General features: G+C 73.4%; 12 protein-coding genes. 7 read left to right on the forward strand and 5 right to left on the reverse strand.

The genetic code is table 11. The features are described from left to right. Positions 1-32: 32 nt before the first annotated feature. The 3 genes from AB0J53_RS09835 to AB0J53_RS09845 all read right to left on the reverse strand — a co-directional run bounded on the left by AB0J53_RS09835 (position 33) and on the right by AB0J53_RS09845 (position 4,364). Positions 33-1,475 carry an AAA family ATPase gene (locus tag AB0J53_RS09835; RefSeq protein WP_364170590.1) on the reverse strand — a complete coding sequence of 481 codons (1,443 nt, stop codon included), beginning with the start codon at positions 1,473-1,475 and terminating at the stop codon, positions 33-35. Between the two features lie 100 nt (positions 1,476-1,575). Further along, positions 1,576-3,762 carry a glycoside hydrolase family 3 C-terminal domain-containing protein gene (locus tag AB0J53_RS09840; RefSeq protein WP_364170593.1) on the reverse strand — a complete coding sequence of 729 codons (2,187 nt, stop codon included), beginning with the start codon at positions 3,760-3,762 and terminating at the stop codon, positions 1,576-1,578. Next, the gene (locus tag AB0J53_RS09845; protein ID WP_364170596.1) at positions 3,759-4,364 is read right to left on the reverse strand and encodes a TetR/AcrR family transcriptional regulator; all 606 of its coding nucleotides are present in this window, start codon (positions 4,362-4,364) and stop codon (positions 3,759-3,761) included. The genes AB0J53_RS09840 and AB0J53_RS09845 overlap by 4 nt, the downstream gene beginning before the upstream one ends. Positions 4,365-4,688: 324 nt before the next feature. Between AB0J53_RS09845 and fusA the strand changes: the two genes are divergently transcribed. The 5 genes from fusA to AB0J53_RS09870 all read left to right on the forward strand — a co-directional run bounded on the left by fusA (position 4,689) and on the right by AB0J53_RS09870 (position 10,272). Continuing rightward, positions 4,689-6,680, forward strand: a complete 1,992-nt coding sequence (fusA, locus tag AB0J53_RS09850; RefSeq protein ID WP_364170599.1) for an elongation factor G — start codon at positions 4,689-4,691, stop codon at positions 6,678-6,680. A 93-nt stretch (positions 6,681-6,773) separates the two neighbouring features. Continuing rightward, positions 6,774-7,265 (forward strand): MarR family transcriptional regulator, encoded by a 492-nt coding sequence (locus tag AB0J53_RS09855; protein WP_364170602.1) that lies wholly within the window; start codon positions 6,774-6,776, stop codon positions 7,263-7,265. Between the two features lie 28 nt (positions 7,266-7,293). Next, entirely contained in the window at positions 7,294-8,523 is a 1,230-nt protein-coding gene (locus tag AB0J53_RS09860; RefSeq protein WP_364170605.1) for an epoxide hydrolase, read from the forward strand. 42 nt (positions 8,524-8,565) lie between these two features. After that, a complete protein-coding gene (locus tag AB0J53_RS09865) occupies positions 8,566-9,222 on the forward strand; it encodes a nitroreductase family protein (protein ID WP_364170608.1) in 657 nt (218 codons plus the stop codon). Positions 9,223-9,348: 126 nt separating this feature from the next. Continuing rightward, positions 9,349-10,272, forward strand: a complete 924-nt coding sequence (locus tag AB0J53_RS09870) for a sulfite exporter TauE/SafE family protein (protein ID WP_219508434.1) — start codon at positions 9,349-9,351, stop codon at positions 10,270-10,272. A gap of 22 nt (positions 10,273-10,294) precedes the next feature. Here AB0J53_RS09870 and AB0J53_RS09875 read toward each other — a convergent pair whose 3' ends face one another. Together AB0J53_RS09875 and AB0J53_RS09880 are read right to left on the reverse strand one after the other, a co-directional pair. Beyond that, positions 10,295-11,311 carry a substrate-binding domain-containing protein gene (locus tag AB0J53_RS09875; protein ID WP_364170612.1) on the reverse strand — a complete coding sequence of 339 codons (1,017 nt, stop codon included), beginning with the start codon at positions 11,309-11,311 and terminating at the stop codon, positions 10,295-10,297. Continuing rightward, positions 11,295-13,691 (reverse strand): glycoside hydrolase family 3 N-terminal domain-containing protein, encoded by a 2,397-nt coding sequence (locus AB0J53_RS09880; protein WP_364170615.1) that lies wholly within the window; start codon positions 13,689-13,691, stop codon positions 11,295-11,297. Before AB0J53_RS09880 ends, AB0J53_RS09875 begins: the two co-directional genes overlap by 17 nt. 263 nt (positions 13,692-13,954) lie before the next feature. On the opposite strand from AB0J53_RS09880, the gene AB0J53_RS09885 reads away from it, so the two are divergent. Beyond that, complete coding sequence (locus AB0J53_RS09885) at positions 13,955-15,259, forward strand: extracellular solute-binding protein (protein WP_364170618.1); 1,305 nt, start codon at positions 13,955-13,957, stop codon at positions 15,257-15,259. Further along, entirely contained in the window at positions 15,256-16,137 is an 882-nt protein-coding gene (locus tag AB0J53_RS09890; protein ID WP_308125910.1) for a sugar ABC transporter permease, read from the forward strand. The genes AB0J53_RS09885 and AB0J53_RS09890 overlap by 4 nt, the downstream gene beginning before the upstream one ends.

The following is a 16,137-nucleotide window of genomic DNA, read 5'->3' on the forward strand; positions in this document are numbered from 1 at the left end:
TTCTTCACCATCGCGCTTTCACCGTCTGGCTCTCACCATTTGGCCTTGATCCACGGCATCAGCTCGTCCCATGCCCCCGAGTCGTTGGCGTGCAGCACGTAGTTGCGCGCCGTCGCCATCCACTCCCGCACCGACGTGGGCCGCACGCTCTTCGCCGCCGCCAGCAGGTCGGGCGTCGCCAGCGGGATCGCCCGGCCCGCGCTGATCGACTGCTGCAGCTTCGCCTCCACGGCCCGGTCGACCACGCCCTTCAGATCGGCGCCGACGAAGTGCTCGGTCACCCGCGCCACCGCGTCGTAGTCCATCTCCGCGATCGGCTTGTCCCGGCACAGGATGCGCAGGATCGCCGCCCGCGCGGAGGCGTCCGGCGGCGGCACGAACACGAGCTGGTCGAACCGGCCAGGGCGGCGGAACGCCACGTCGATGTACCAGGGCGCGTTCGTCGCCGCCAGCACCAGGACGCCCTCGTTGGCGTCCTGGTCCACGCCGTCGAGCTCGGCCAGGAACTGGTTGACGATCTGCCGGTTGTGCGCCTGCCGCATGTCGGAGCGGCGCGCCGCCAAGGCGTCCACCTCGTCGAAGAACAGCACGCACGGCCGGTTGCGCCGCGCCAGGTCGAACGTGGCCCGCAGGTTGCGCTCGCTGGAGCCGATGTACATGTCGAGGATGTCGGCCAGGCCGACGTTCACGAACGACGCGCCGAGCTCGCCCGCCGCCGCCCTGGCCAGGTGCGTCTTGCCCGCGCCCGGCGGCCCGTACAGCAGCACGCCGCCGCCCGCCCGCTTGCCGAACGCGGCGAACAGCTCCGGCTGCTGGATCGGCAGCAGCAGCTTGACCTTCAGCGCCTCCTTCACGGCCTCCATGCCCGCCACGTCCGCGAACGTGAACCGGGACCGCTCCACCTCGGCGCTCGTCTCCGCCGCCGGCGTGGCGGGCGACGGCGCATCGTAAGCCCCGCCCCCGTACACCGGCCCCGACGGCGCACCGCCGTAGGGTGCGGGGCCCGAGGGGGCGCCGCCGTACGGTCCGTTCGCGCCCGGTCCGTAGGGCGCCGGTCCTCCCAGGGCCTGGGGCGGGGCGGCGAGGCGGGCGGCGAGGGCGGGATCGGCGAGCGACGGGTCTTGGGTGACCGCGTCGTGGTAGCGGTGCGCCGCCGCCGCGACCTCACCCTCGCCCAGCAGCGCCCGCGCGGCGAGCACACCGAGCCGGGGCGGGCAGCCGGGCTCGCCCAGGAACGGCTCCAGCGCCGCCAGCGCCTCACCGTAGGAGCTCTGCCGGACGAACGCCTCCGCCAGCCCCGCCGAGACGTCTGCGTCCTTGGGCGCGAGCACGAGCGCGGCCCGGAACTCGGCCTCCGCCTCGGCCAGGTAGCCCTTGGCCAGGAGCTGGTCGGCGAGGTGCCGCCGCAGGGGGAGATTGTCCGGAGACAGGCGCGCCGCCTCGCGGAGCGCCTGGAGGCCGGCATCGTCGAGCACGTGCCCGTCCTTCCGTCGGGGGAGTGGAATCAGGCAAGGCTATCGAAATCACCGGCCATGACCCCCAGCCCCCGACATATCCGGTAAACGCCCGGAAACGTCACCCGTCCACGGCGGCGACGAGCCGGTCGACCACCTCAGGCGACAGCCCGATGCCGAACGTCCGGAACTTGGCCAGCGGAATCCCCCTGGCCAGCCCCATGAGCGCCGGGCTGAACCGGTCGAGCGCGGACCCGCCGAACGCCTCCTTCAGCACCCGGCTCCCCACGGGATGGTCCAGCCACTCGCCGAGCGTCGACATCGCGGTCAGCGGCGGCGCCCAGCCGTCGCCCGGCGTGCTCAGCTCCAGCCGCTGCCGGATGTCGCGCGAGGAGGCGCCCACCTCGACGGTGAACGCGCCCGGGTCGATCCGCCAGCCGCCCCGCGACGCCGACCACCACGCCAGGTCGCGGCCGGTCAGCATGAACGAGACCCGCTCACTCGCGCCCGGCTCCAGGCCGATCTTGGCGAAGCCGCGCAGCTCGTGCCGGGGCCGGGTGGGGCGCTCCTCGTCGAAGGCCACGTACAGCTGGACGACCTCGTGCGCGAACCGGCTGCCGGTGTTGGTGACGGTCACCTCGACCTGCCACTCGTTCGCGCCGGTCTCGCGGGCCTCCAGGCCGGAGTAGGCGAACGTGGTGTAGGACAGGCCGTGGCCGAACGGGTAGGCGACGTCCACGTCCAGCGTGTCGTAGTGGCGGTAGCCGACGTAGCGGCCCTCGCCGTAGACCACGTGCCCGTCGCCGCCGGGGAAGTGCAGGTGGGAGGGCACGTCGGCGAGCCGGTGCGGGATCGTCTCGGTGAGGCGGCCGGACGGGCTGTGCGTGCCGAGCAGCAGGTCGGACAGGGCGGAGCCGCCCGCCTGGCCGAGCAGCCAGCCCTCCAGGATCGCCGAGGCCGCGTCCTGCCAGCCGGACACCGACACGACGCCGCCGTTGGACAGCACCACGACCACGTCCACGCCCGTCCCGGCCACCCGGCGCAGCAGCGCCGTCTGGTCGCCGGGCAGGTCGATGCCGGTACGGTCGAAGCCCTCGGACTCGGCCGAGTCGGGCAGCCCGAGGAACAGCACGGCCACGTCGGCCCCGGCCGCCGCCTCCACCGCCTCCCGCTCCAGCTCGGGATCGGCCTGCCCGTCGAGCCGGTAGCCGGCCGCGAACACCGCGCCGTCCAGCGCCGCCGCCAGCGACTCCCAGGCCGAGTCGAGCCGGGTCGGCACCACGTGCGAGCTGCCGTGCCCCTGGTAGCGCGGGGTGCGGGCGAGCTCGCCGAGCACGGCCACCTTGCGGCCGGGGGCGATGGGCAGCACGTCGCCGTCGTTCTTCAGCAGCACGGCGGAGGCGCGGGCCGCCTGCCGGGCGACCTCGTGGTGCGCGTCGGCGTCCCAGCCGGTCGTGGCCGGCGCGGCGGGCACCCGCGAGGCCAGCCGCAGCAGCCGCCCGACTGCCCGGTCCAGCACCTCCTCGGGCAGCCTGCCGTCGCGGACCGCGTCGGCGATCTCCGCGTCGGTGCCGGTCGGCGGCATCTCCAGGTCGAGCCCCGCCTCCAGCGCCGCCACCCGGTCGGCCACCGCGCCCCAGTCGGACACGACGAGCCCGTCGAACCCCCACTCCTCCCGCAGCACCTCGGTCAGCAGCCACCGGTTCTGGCTCGCGTACACGCCGTTGACCTTGTTGTAGGCGCACATCACCATGTAGGGGGCGGCCTCGCGGACGATGTGCTCGAAGGCGGGCAGGTAGATCTCGCGCAGCGTCCGCTCGTCCACGTCGGCGCTGATCCGCATCCGGTCGGTCTCCTGGTTGTTGACCGCGTAGTGCTTGACGCACGCGCCGACGCCCAGCGACTGGATGCCGTCGACCAGGGCCGCGCCCATCACCCCGGACAGGCGCGGGTCCTCGGAGAAATACTCGAAGTTGCGCCCGCACAGCGGCGAGCGCTTGATGTTCACGCCGGGCCCCAGCACCACGTCCACGCCCTGCGCGCGGGCCTCACGGGCGATCGTCGCGCCGACCAGCCGCGCCAGCTCCGGGTCCCAGGACGAGCCGAGCCCCACCGCGGGCGGGAAGCAGGTGGCGGGCACGCTCCTGGTCAGGCCGAGCGCGTCGCCGGCGCTCTCGTCCTGCCGCCGCAGGCCGTGCGGCCCGTCCGACAGGGTCAGGGCGCGTACGACGTCGCGGACGGCGGTGGTGTGCCAGGTGTCGCTCCCGGAGGTGAGCGAGGCCTTCTCGGCGAGTGTCAGATCCTTCAACTGATGTCCAATCCCAGCTCGGTGAGGAAGGCGGCGACCGAGGCGCGCATGTCGACCCGGTCGGGGTCGAGCAGCCACTGCGTCTGCAGGCCGTCGACCACGGCGAGGAGTTGCCCTGCGACGACGTCCGGGTCGTGGGGCAGCGGCGGCGTGGCCTGCGCGAACAGCTCGGCGAGCACCCAGGCGGCGCCCTTGCGCAGCCGGCGGTAGCGCTCGACGAAGTAGGCGTGGGCCGGATGCCCGGGGTCGGTGGCCTCGGCCGACAGCTTCACGAACAGCCCGACGAGTCCCGGCGTCCGCATGCTGGCCGCGAGCTGGTCGACGTGCCGCCTGATGATCTCCACCGGGTCCAGGCCGGGGTCGGTGGCCGCCACGAGCTCGGCGGTGAGCACCTCGCGGCGCTTGAGCACCTCGATGAGCAGCGCGTCCTTGCCCGGGAAGTGGTGCAGCAGCCCGGCGTGCGTGAGCCCGGCGTGCGCGGCGATGTCGCGCAGGGACACGGCGTGGAAGCCGGAGCGGGAGAACAGCTCCATGGCGGAGTCCAGGATGCGCGCCTGGGTGCGCTCGCCCTTGGTCATCCGGCGTGTGGTGGGTTCGGTCACCGACCGGCCTTTCTGCTGTCCAGGGCACCCGGGTGCCCGGAAAACCGAACTTACCACGTGGTAGGAAACAAATCGGATGCCCGTCCCGTACCGATCTCTGTAGGGTCGGCGCGACCGCCGAGACCAGTGAGGGGGACCGCCATGCGCCGCAGCGCCGTCCCCCTGTCGCGGCTTCTGTCACGGTACGAGGTGATCCTGGTGTCCCCGTCCGTCCGGCGCCCGCTGCGCGGCCGGCGCCGGACGTCCCCGGCCGCCCCCTGACCGAGGGGCCTCCGGGCGAATCGCGCTGTCCTGTCCAGACAGATCCCGAAAGGGCCACGGACCGTGCGTGACACCAACCAGCTCGGCCTCGTCCGCAACCTGGGCATCCTCGCCCACGTCGACGCCGGCAAGACCACCATCACCGAACGCGTCCTGTACGTCACCGGCGCCACCCACAGGCGCGGCGAGGTGCACGACGGCACCACCGTCACCGACTACGACGCCCAGGAGCGCGAACGCGGCATCACCATCTTCGCCGCCGCCGTGACCTGCGCCTGGGACGGCCACCGCGTCAACCTCATCGACACCCCCGGTCACGTCGACTTCGCCGACGAGGTCGAGCGCTCGCTGCGGGTGCTCGACGGCGCGATCGCCGTGTTCGACGGCGTCGCGGGCGTCGAACCGCAGAGCGAGGCCGTCTGGCGGCGCGCCGACCACCACGGGGTGCCCCGCATCGCCTTCGTCAACAAGCTCGACCGGGCCGGCGCCGACCTCGACGCCGCCGTCGCCTCGATCCGCGACCGCCTGCGCGTCACGCCGCTGGCCGTCCAGCTGCCCATCGGGCGGGAGGACGGCTTCACTGGCGTCGTGGACCTGCTGCGCATGCGGGCGCTGGTCTGGGACGGTGCGTACGAGGAGCGTCCCGTCCCTGCGGAGCTGCTGGAGGAGGCGCGGCGGCGGCGCGGGCTGCTGGAGGAGGCCGTGGCCGAGCTGCACCCGGCCGTGCTGGAGGAGTTCTGCGCGGGGGCGCCGGTCGGCGAGGCGACGCTGCGGGCGGCGCTGCGCGACCTGACGCTGGCGCGCCGGGCCGTCGTCGTGCTGTGCGGCTCCGCCTACCGGGACCGGGGGATCGAGCCGCTGCTCGACGCCGTCGTGGCCTACCTGCCGTCGCCGCTGGACGTCCCTGCCGTGCCCGGCCGGGCCGCCGACCCCACGCAGCCGCTGGCCGCGCTGGTGTTCAAGGTCCACTCGACCGGCGGCGGACGGCTGACGTACCTGCGCCTGTACGCCGGGACGCTGCGGAAGGGGGACGCCGTGCTGGACGCGGGCGCCGGACGCACCGAGCGCGCCGGGCGGGTCCTGCGCGTGCGGGCCGACCGGCACGCCGAGGTCGACCGGGCCGTGGCCGGCGACATCGTGGCCGTCACCGGGCTGAAGGCGGCCCGGCCCGGCGCCACGCTGTGCGCGCCGGACGCGCCGCTCGTCCTCGAACCGCCCGCCGCCGCCGAGCCCGTCGTCTCGATGGCGGTCGAGGCCAGGCGGAGCGTGGACGCGGGCCGGCTGGCCGGCGCGCTCGCCCGCCTGGCCGAGGAGGACCCGTCGCTGTCGGTGCGGGCCGACCCGGAGACGGGCCAGACCGTGCTGTCCGGCATGGGGGAGCTGCACCTGGAGGTGGCCGTGGAGAAGATCCGCCGCGAGCGGGGGCTGGACGTCGCCGCCGGGCGGCCCCGCGTCGCCCACCGCGAGACGGTGGCGCGCGGCGTGACCGGCGTGCTGTACCGGCACGTCAAGCAGGACGGCGGCGCCGGGCAGTTCGCACACGTCCAGCTCGACGTGGAGCCGCTCGACGCGGCGGCCGGCTTCGCGTTCCGCTCCGCCGTCACCGGCGGGCGGGTGCCGCGCGAGTACGTCCGCGCGGTCGAGGCCGGATGCCGCGACGCCCTCGCCGCCGGGCCGCTCGGCGGGCACCCGGTCACCGGGCTGCGCGTCACGCTCACCGACGGGGCGACGCACGTGAAGGACTCCTCCGAGGCGGCCTTCCGCACCGCCGGGGCGCTGGCGCTCAGGCAGGCGCTGCGCGCCTGCGCGATGGTGCTGCTGGAGCCGGTGGCCGAGGTCACGGTCACCGTCCCGGACGACGCGGTCGGCGGCGTGCTCGGGGACCTGGCCGCCCGGCGCGGCCGCGTCACCGGCTCGGCCGCGCGGGGCGGCACGGCGGTCGTCACCGCCACGGTCCCGCTGGCCGAGCTGTTCGGGTACGCCACCCGGTTGCGCAGCCGCACCCAGGGCCGGGGCGCCTTCACCAGCCGCCCGGCCGGGTACGCCCCGGTCTGACGCCGGGTACGCCCCGGTCTGACGGCCGGACAGAGGACCGTCCGGCCGTCGACCCCCCTGCGCGATTACATCGAATATTGATATAAATGCCGGGTGGCACCCTCACCGGAGGCCCTCGATCTCGGCGCGCTCGTCACCGCGATCGAGGACTTCAACACCCACTTCATCCGCCTGCCGTCGGTTCGCAGGCTCAGCTTCTCGACCCTGTCCGTGCTGCACACGCTCGCGCGCCGGGGCCCGATGCGGCTCACCGACCTGACGGCGACCGAGCAGCTCAAACAGCCCGCGCTCACGAGCCTGGTGGCCAAGCTCGAACGCGACGGGCTGGTGTCACGCCGCCCCGACCCGCGCGACGGGCGCGCCGTCCTGCTGACCCTCACCGAGGAGGGCGCGCAGATCGTCCGATCCCGGCACGCCGAACGGGTGACGCGCGTCGCCCGCCTCGTCGAGCACCTGGACGACGACGAGCGCGCGGCGCTCGCCGGCTACGCGGCCGTCCTGACCCGGCTGACCGAGATCGCCGCCCGCCTCGACGACCAGAAGCCCGACGAGCAGATGTCCGACGAGCAGAAGCTCGATGGCTAGAAGCTCGATGACCAGGAGAACGCCTCCCTTGACGAACCGCCCCTTCCCCCTCCGCCCCGAGCCGCTGCACGTGCCCGACGAGGTGCTCGACGACCTGCGCCGCAGGCTCGCCATGACCAGGTTGCCGCTGGACGCGGGCAACGACGACGGCTTCTACGGCGTGCGCGGCGACCACCTGCGCGAGCTGGTCGCCTACTGGGCGGACGGCTACGACTGGCGGGCGGCCGAGCGGGAGATCAACGCCTACGAGCACTACCGGGTGAACGTCGGCGACGTGCCCGTGCACTTCATGCGCCGGCCGGGCGTCGGCCCCGACCCGGTGCCGCTCATCCTCAGCCACGGCTGGCCCTGGACGTTCTGGCACTGGTCGAAGGTCGTCGACGAGCTCGCCGACCCCGCCTCCCACGGCGGCGACCCGGCGGAGGCGTTCGACGTGATCGTGCCCTCGCTGCCCGGGTTCGGCTTCTCGACCCCGCTGACGCATCGGCCGGACATGAACTTCTGGAAGATCGCCGACGTGTGGCACGAGCTGATGACTGGCGTCCTGGGGCACGACAGGTACGCCGCCGCCGGGTGCGACGTGGGCGCGCTGGTCACCGGGCAGCTGGGCCACAAGTACGCCGCCGAGCTGTACGGCATCCATATCGGCTCGGCCCAGAAGCTCACGATGTTCAACGGCGACCGCGCCTGGGACCTGAGCGGCGGCCTGCCCATCCCGGAGGGCCTGCCCGCCGAGGCGCACGACCGGTTCGTGGCCCTGGACCGGCGGTTCGCGGCGCATCTGGCGGCGCACGTGCTGGCCCCGTCCACGCTCGCGCACGGGCTGACCGACTCCCCGGCCGGCATGCTCGCCTGGATGCTCGAACGCTGGGCGAAGTGGTCCGACAACGACGGCGACGTGGAGAACGTGTTCTCCAAGGACGACCTGCTCACCCATGCGACGATCTTCTGGGCGGGCGACGCGATCGCCAGCTCGATCCGCACGTACGCCAACAACAACCGCTACCCGTGGACCCCGTCGCACGACCGGTGGCCGGTCGTCGAGGCGCCCACGGGCATCACGTTCGTCAGCTACGAGAACCCGCCGGGCGTGACGACGGCAGAGCAGCGGATCCGGAGCTTCCTCGACGGCGACCGGGCCGCCTGGTACAACCACGCCGGCATCACCTGCCACGAGCGCGGCGGGCACTTCATCCCGTGGGAGCTCCCCCGGGAGTGGGTGGCGGACCTGCGCCGCACCTTCCGGGGCCGCCGCTGAGCGGATCTTTCGCCGGTGACGTCCCTGGGGATGAATGCCGTCATGACCACACAAAGGCTAGGAATCGACGAAGTCCTCACCACCACCAGAAGCGTAAGGAAGCGCCTGGACCTGGACAGGCCGGTGCCGATGGAGCTGGTGCGGGAGTGCCTGGAGATCGCGCTGCAGGCGCCGACCGGCGGGAACCGGCAGGGGTGGGAGTGGGTGGTGGTGACCGACCCCGCCACCAGGGCCAGGATCGGCGACTACTACGGCCGGTCCGTCCGGGCCTACCACGCGTCGGGCTCGTCGGCCGGGAACCTGTTCCAGGACGACCCGGCGCGGGCCGAGGTGCAGCGGCGGGTGTCGTCGAGCTCGGCGTACCTGGGTGAGCACATGGGCGAGGTGCCGGTGCTGGTGCTGCCGTGCATCCGGGTGCCCGACGGGAAGCTGCCGGAGGGCAGCCAGGCCGGGCTGTGGGGCTCGCTGCTGCCGGCCGCGTGGAGCTACATGCTCGCCGCCCGCGCCCGCGGGCTCGGCACCGCGTGGACGACCCTGCACCTGGCGTACGAGCGCGAGGTCGCCGAGCTGCTGGGCCTCCCCGGCGACGTCCGGCAGGGGGCGCTCATCCCCACCGCCTACTACCCCGGTGACACCTTCAAGCCCGCCCGCCGCCGGCCTCTGGACGAGGTCCTGCACCTGAACCACTGGAGCGGCTGACCCTCCGGACCCCGCCCATGCGCCCCCGCGCCCGCGGCCGGGCGGGGCCACCCCCTTGACCGGATGCCCGTTCTCATAAATGATTATTCCTACTTAATAAGTAGGGTACATCGGAAAGGTGGGAACGTGCGGGCGCTCATCCTGCTCGGGCTCGTCGGATTCGCGGCGCAGCTCGTAGACGGCAGCCTCGGCATGGCGTACGGGGTCACCTCGACCACGTTGCTCCTGGCCGTAGGCACCAACGCGGCGGCCGCCTCGGCCACGGTGCATCTGGCCGAGATCGGCACCACACTCGCCTCGGGCCTGTCCCACTGGCGCTTCGGCAACATCGACTGGAAGGTCGTCGCCAGGATCGGCATCCCGGGCGCGCTCGGCGCATTCGCCGGCGCGACGTTCCTGTCCAGCCTCTCGACCGAGGTCGCGGCCCCGGTCATGTCGCTCATCCTGCTGTCCCTGGGCGTCTACATCCTCATCCGCTTCACCGCGTTCGGGCTGCCGCGCGGCAACCTGGGCAAGCCGCTGCGCCGGCGGTTCCTGGCGCCGCTGGGCGTCGTGGCCGGGTTCGTCGACGCCACCGGCGGCGGCGGGTGGGGCCCGGTCGGCACGCCGGCCATCCTGGCCAGCGGGCGGATGGAGCCGCGCAAGGTCATCGGCTCGATCGACGCCAGCGAGTTCCTGGTCGCGATCGCCGCCTCCGTCGGCTTCATCGTCGGCCTCGGCTCGGAGAACATCGACTTCGCCTGGGTCGGGGTCCTGCTGCTCGGCGGCGTGATCGCCGCCCCGATCGCGGCCTGGCTGGTGCGGCACGTGCCGCCCCGCGTCCTCGGCTCGGCGGTGGGCGGCGTCATCGTGCTCACCAACGTGCGCAGCCTGCTGCGCAGCGACTGGATCGACGCGCCGGGCGGCGTCCAGTCCGTCGTCTACATCGCGATCGCCATCGTCTGGGCCGCCGCCGTCGCCTACTCGGTGCGCGCCTACCGCCGCGACAAGGCTCTCGAAGCCGCCGCCCCCGCTCCCCGCGAGGACGAGCAGGAGGCCGCCCCCGCCTGACACCGGCGCCCCCGGCGAGGGCCTACCCGCCGGGGGCCGGGGCGGTGGAGGCCCGGACGATCAGCTCGGTGGCCAGCTCGACGTGGTGCGACTCGACCGTGCCGCCCGCCGCCAGCCGCAGCGCGGTACGCAGGGCGACGGCGCCCATCTCGCGCAGCGGCTGGCGCACGGTCGTCAGCGGCGGCGAGGCCATCTGGGCGATCTGCGTGTCGTCGAACCCGACGATGCTGAGATCCTCGGGGATGCGCAGCCCGCGTGCACGGGCCGCCTCCATGAGGCCGAGCGCGGTCTCGTCGCAGCCCGCGAAGACGGCCGTCGGCGGCTGCGCCAGGCCGAGCAGCGCGGCCCCGCCCGTCAGCCCGTCGTCGTAGCGGAACGCGCCGTACCGGACGTGGCCGGGTGGGACGGGCGCCCCGGCGGCCTCCATCGCGGCCCGGTAACCGTGCAGCCGGGCCTGGTTGCAGGCGGCGGCCGGCGGCCCGCCGAGGTAGGCGACGCGCCGGTGGCCCAGGGCGAGCAGGTGCTGGGTCGCCGCCAGCCCGCCCGCGAAGTTCGTCGACCCGACGCTGGTCACGCGGGCGCGCGGCAGGTTCAGCGGGTCGATCACGACGAGCGGCAGCCGCGCCCTGGCCAGCGCGTCCAGCTCGGCGGCCGAGATCTCGCCGGTGACCGCGACCAGCGCGCGCCGCCCGCCCGCGACCAGGTCGCGGGCCCAGGCGGCGGTGCGGTCGGCGACCTTGGCGATGCTCACGACGACCGACGCGCAGCTCTCCGCCCCGGCCAGCACCGCGCCCTGGATGATCTCGCTGGAGTACGCGTTCAGGTCGGCGTCGAACTGCACCTCGATCACGTACCCGGCCTCGGCCCGGCGCGGCGGCGGCGCGACATAGTCGTGCCGCCGCAGCAGCTCCTGCACCAGCGACCGGGTCTCCGGCGCGACGTCGCTGCGGCCGTTGAGCACCTTGGACACGGTGGCCACCGACACCCCCGCCGAGGCGGCGACGGTGGCCAGCGTGGCGCGCCTAGGACGCGCCGGCATCGGGCCCGTCCAGCGGGACGACCTCCACGGGCGTGTCGAGCCGGCGGCCGGGCCCGGTCTCGCGCAGCGGCCCGGTCAGCCGGACCCGGCCACGCAGCGGCAGGTCGGCGGACGAGGTGCCGACGAGCACGTCGAGGTCGCCGGGCTCGACGACGCGGCGCAGGTCGCGGCCGGTGAAGGCGGTGCGGTCGGCGTGCACGCGGAAGCGCACCTCGGCGCTGCGGCCGGGCTCCAGCCGGACCCGGGCGAAGCCGGTGAGCTGCCGCACCGGCCTGGTCACCTGGGCGAGCACATCACGCAGGTAGAGCTGGACGACCTCCTCGCCGGCCCGCCCGCCGGTGTTGCGCACCGTGGCCGAGACGGTGAACTCGCCGTCGGTCGGCACCTCGGCGTCGCTGACGCGCAGCTCGCCGACCTCGAACGTGGTGTAGGAGGTCCCGTACCCGAAGGGGAACAGCGGCGTCGGGTCGAGGTTGCTGATGCCCGCGCTGTCGACGCCGAGCGGCGGCTGCAGGTAGGTGCCGGGCTGCCCGCCGGGCCTGCGCGGGATCTGCACCGGCAGCCTGCCGACGGGCTGGACCCGGCCGGACAGCACGCCGGCGATCGCCGCGCCGCCCTCCTCGCCGGGCATGAACGCCTGCACCAGCGCCGCCGCGTGGGCGTGCACCTCGCCGAGCGCGTACGGGCGGCCGGAGACGACGACCACGACCACCGGCGTGCCGGTCGCGGCCAGGGCCGTCACCAGGTCCTCCTGCGGGCCGGGCAGCCGCAGGTCCTCCGCGTCGCAGCCCTCGCCCGAGGTGCCGAGCCCGAACATGCCGGCCAGGTCGCCCACGACGGCCACGCACAGGTCGGCCCCGGCGGCGGCCGAGACGGCGGCGGCGAAGCCGGACCGGTCGCCGTCGCGCACGTCGCAGCCCCGCTCGTGGACGATCTCGGCGTCCGGCAGCTCGGCGCGCAGCGCCTCCAGCACGGTCGGCGCCTCGATGCCGAGCCCGAGGCCGGGGTGGCGGGGCAGCACGTGGTTGGGGAAGGCGTAGCAGCCCATGAACGTGCGCGCGTCGTCGGCGCACGGGCCGACGACGGCGACCCGGCGCGCTCCCGGCGCCAGGGGCAGCGCCGTGCCCGCGTCGAGCAGCACGATCGAGCGTTCGGCCAGCTCGCGGGCCAGCGCCCGGTTGGCGGGGGAGTCGAGGTCGGCGGCGGCGGCCCCGGCGACCGACCGCTCCGGCGTCCAGTCCTCGTCGAGCAGCCCCAGCTCCGCCTTCTGGGTGAGCAGGCGGCGGGCCGCCCGGTCGATCACCTCCTCGGGCAGCTCGCCGCGGCGCACCCGGTCGGCCAGGTGCTGCCCGAACCCGAGCGTGTCGGGCAGCTCGACGTCGACGCCCGCGCTCAGCGCCAGCATCCCGGCCTCGGCGGTGTCGGCGGCGACGCCGTGCATGGTGGCCAGGAACGGGATCGACCAGTAGTCCGACACGACGGTCCCGGTGAACCCCCACTCGCGGCGCAGCACCTCGTCGAGCAGCCACGGGTCGACGGCGGCCGGGACGCCGTCCACGTCGGAGTAGGAGTTCATCACCGACCCGGCGCCGCTGTGCGTGACGGCCGTCTCGAACGGCGGCAGGATCACGTCCATCAGCTCGCGCCGCCCCATCGGCACCGGCCCGTGGTTGCGCGCGGCCCGCGAGGCGGAGTAGCCGGCGAAGTGCTTGAGCGTGGCGATGATCCCGGCGCCCTGCAGCCCGCGCACGTACGCGGTGCCGAGGGTCGCGACCAGGTACGGGTCCTCGCCCATGGTCTCCTCGACCCGGCCCCACCGGTAGTCGCGGACCACGTCCAGCACCGGCGAGAGGCCCTGGTGGGCGCCCACGGCCCGCATGTCGCGCCCGATGGCCGCGGCCATCCGCTCCACCAGCTCGGGGTCGAACGTCGCCGCCCAGGCGATGGCCGCCGGGTAGACGGTCGCGCCGTAGGTGGTGAAACCCGTCAGGCACTCCTCGTGCACGATGGCCGGGACGCCCAGCCGGGAGCCGTCCACGACGGCCCGCTGGAGCCGCACCACCTCGGCGGCGCCCTGCTCGGGCGTCACCGGCGCGCTGCCGAACACCCGCGTCAGATGGCCGAGCCCGTGGACCGGGCCCGGCGGGGCCGACTTGGTGGCCGCGAACACGTCCTGCATCGGCGCCACGTTGGCCGTGCCCGACTCGCCCCCGTCGGGCTGCATGTCGTTGCCGGGCCACCAGCTGCCGAGCTGGGCCACCTTCTCCTCAAGCGTCATCTCCGCGAGAAGGGCGTCGACCCGGTCGGCCACGGGAAGGGCGGGGTCTCGCCAGGGGCGGGTAACCTGGCCCGGCGTGGGCGTCCGATCAAGTGCCGTCATCTGCTGCTCCTTAAAGCCGCCGAAAGTTTCGAAATATTGTCGACAATGCCGGGCGACCTGCGCGGAGATCTTGCCTGACCCCGTTTGAACAGCTAGGCGCCCGTGTGAGAGTACAACATGGACACGTCTGGATACAGGGGGTTGACAGGCATATGGGCCGATCCTAGATTGCCTCCCGCGCGGTCATTTTCGAAATGTTTCGACAGGGAGAGATCAGCGTGGAGCCCAGGACAACGTCTCGCCGTACCTTCCTCAGCCTCTCCATGGGTCTGCCCCTGGGAGCGGCGCTCGCCGCCTGCGGCACCTCCGGGCCCACCCGGGCCGGCGGCACGCCGACAGGCGGCGGAGGCGGGGGCGGCGGAGCAACCTACTGGTACCTCTCCGGCCAGCCCCAGGAAGGCATCCGGGCCGGCGCGGTGGAGCGCTTCAACAAGGCCAACCCCGGCGGGCAGATCACCGGAACGACCTTCCAGAACGACGCCTACAAGGCCAAGATCAAGACGGCGATCGGCGCGGGCCAGGCGCCCACGCTCATCTGGGGCTGGGGCGGCGGCACGCTGCGCAGCTACGTCCAGGCCGGGCAGGTCGAGGACCTGACGCCGTGGTTCGGCGAGAACGCCGCCGTCAAGGACCGGCTGTTCCCCTCCTCCTTCGGCGCGGCCACCATCGACGGCAAGATCTACGCGATGCCGTGCGAGACCGTCCAGCCGATCGTCCTGTTCTACAACAAGAAGCTGTTCGACAAGATCGGCGCCGAGCCGCCCCAGAGCTGGGGCGACATCATGGCCCTGGTGCCGAAGTTCAACGCGGCCGGCATCGCGCCGTTCTCGCTCGGCGGGCAGTCGCGCTGGACGAACATGATGTGGCTGGAGTTCCTCTTCGACCGCATCGCCGGCCCCGAGGTCTTCCAGGCCGTCTTCGACGGGCAGAAGGACGCCTGGTCCAACCCGGCCGCCATCGACGCGCTCACCAAGATGCAGGACCTGATCAAGGCCGACGGCTTCATCAAGGGCTTCTCCTCGATCACCGCCGACTCCAATGCCGACCAGGCCCTCCTCTACACCGGCAAGGCCGCCATGATGCTGCACGGCTCGTGGACGTACGGCATGATGGCCGCCGACGGCGGCGACTTCGTCTCCGGCGGCAACCTCGGCTTCATGAACTTCCCGCCCGTCGAAGGCGGCAAGGGCGACCCCTCCAACACCGTCGGCAACCCCGGCCAGTACCTGTCGATCTCCTCCAAGGCGACCGCCGAGCAGAAGGAGATCGCCAAGAAGTTCTTCGCCACCGGCGTGCTCGACGGCGAGGAGGTGAAGGGCTGGGTCGGCACCGGCGCGGTGCCGATCGTCCAGGGCGCCGACAGCAACTTCGCCGGCTCCAAGGACGCCGACTGGCTCAACTTCGTCTACGGCGTCGCCAGCAAGGCCGGCAGCTTCCAGCAGTCGTGGGACCAGGCCCTCAGCCCGACGGCGGCCGAGACGCTGCTGGACAACATCGCCAAGCTCTTCCAGCTCTCGGTGACGCCGGAGGAGTTCGCCACCAACCTGAACGCGGTCATCGGCAAGTGAGCGCACCCCCGCGGCACGGCTCGCTCGCGTGGCTGGCCGTGCCCGCGTTACTGCTTTTCGGCGCCTTCGGCGTGGTCCCGCTCGTGGGCGTGCTCGTGCTCAGCTTCACCTCGTGGGACGGGCTCGGCGACATCCACTTCACCGGCCTGGAGAGCTGGGCCGCGGTGCTCGCCGACCCGGGGCTGCCGCACGCCCTGTGGGTGACGTTCCTGGTCATGGCCGTCTCCTGGCTGGTGCAGACCCCGGCCAGCATCCTGCTCGGCGTGTTCCTGGCCGGTCACCAGCGCTACCGCGCGGTGCTGTCGGTCGTGTACTTCGTGCCGCTGCTGCTCAGCTCGGCCGCCATCGCGATCACGTACAAGGCGCTGCTCGACCCGAACTTCGGGCTCGGCGCCGGGCTCGGGCTGGAGATCCTCGCCCAGGACTGGCTCGGCGAGCCCGCACTCGCCTTCGGCGTCGTCATCTTCGTGGTGTCCTGGCAGTTCATCCCGTTCCACTCGCTGATCTACCAGGGCGGCGCGCGGCAGATCCCGCGCTCGATGTACGAGGCCGCCGAGCTCGACGGGGCCGGCCGGATCCGCAAGTTCTTCAGCATCACCCTGCCGCAGCTCAAGTACACGATCGTGACCTCCTCGACGCTCATGGTCGTCGGGTCGCTGACGTTCTTCGACCTGATCTTCGTGCTGACGGCGGGCGGGCCCGGCGACGCCACCCGGGTGCTCGCCCTCGACATGTACAAGCGCGGTTTCCAGGCCAACCTCATGGGCCCGGCCAGCGTGATCGCCGTCATCCTCGTCCTGGTCGGCCTCGCCCTGGCCCTGCTGCTGCGCCGGCTCGGCGGCGGGACCGGCAGCGACAGCAGGCTGGAGGGAGCCTGA

The organism is Nonomuraea sp. NPDC049725, assembly GCF_040674795.1.
Taxonomy (GTDB): Bacteria; Actinomycetota; Actinomycetes; order Streptosporangiales; family Streptosporangiaceae; genus Nonomuraea; species Nonomuraea ceibae.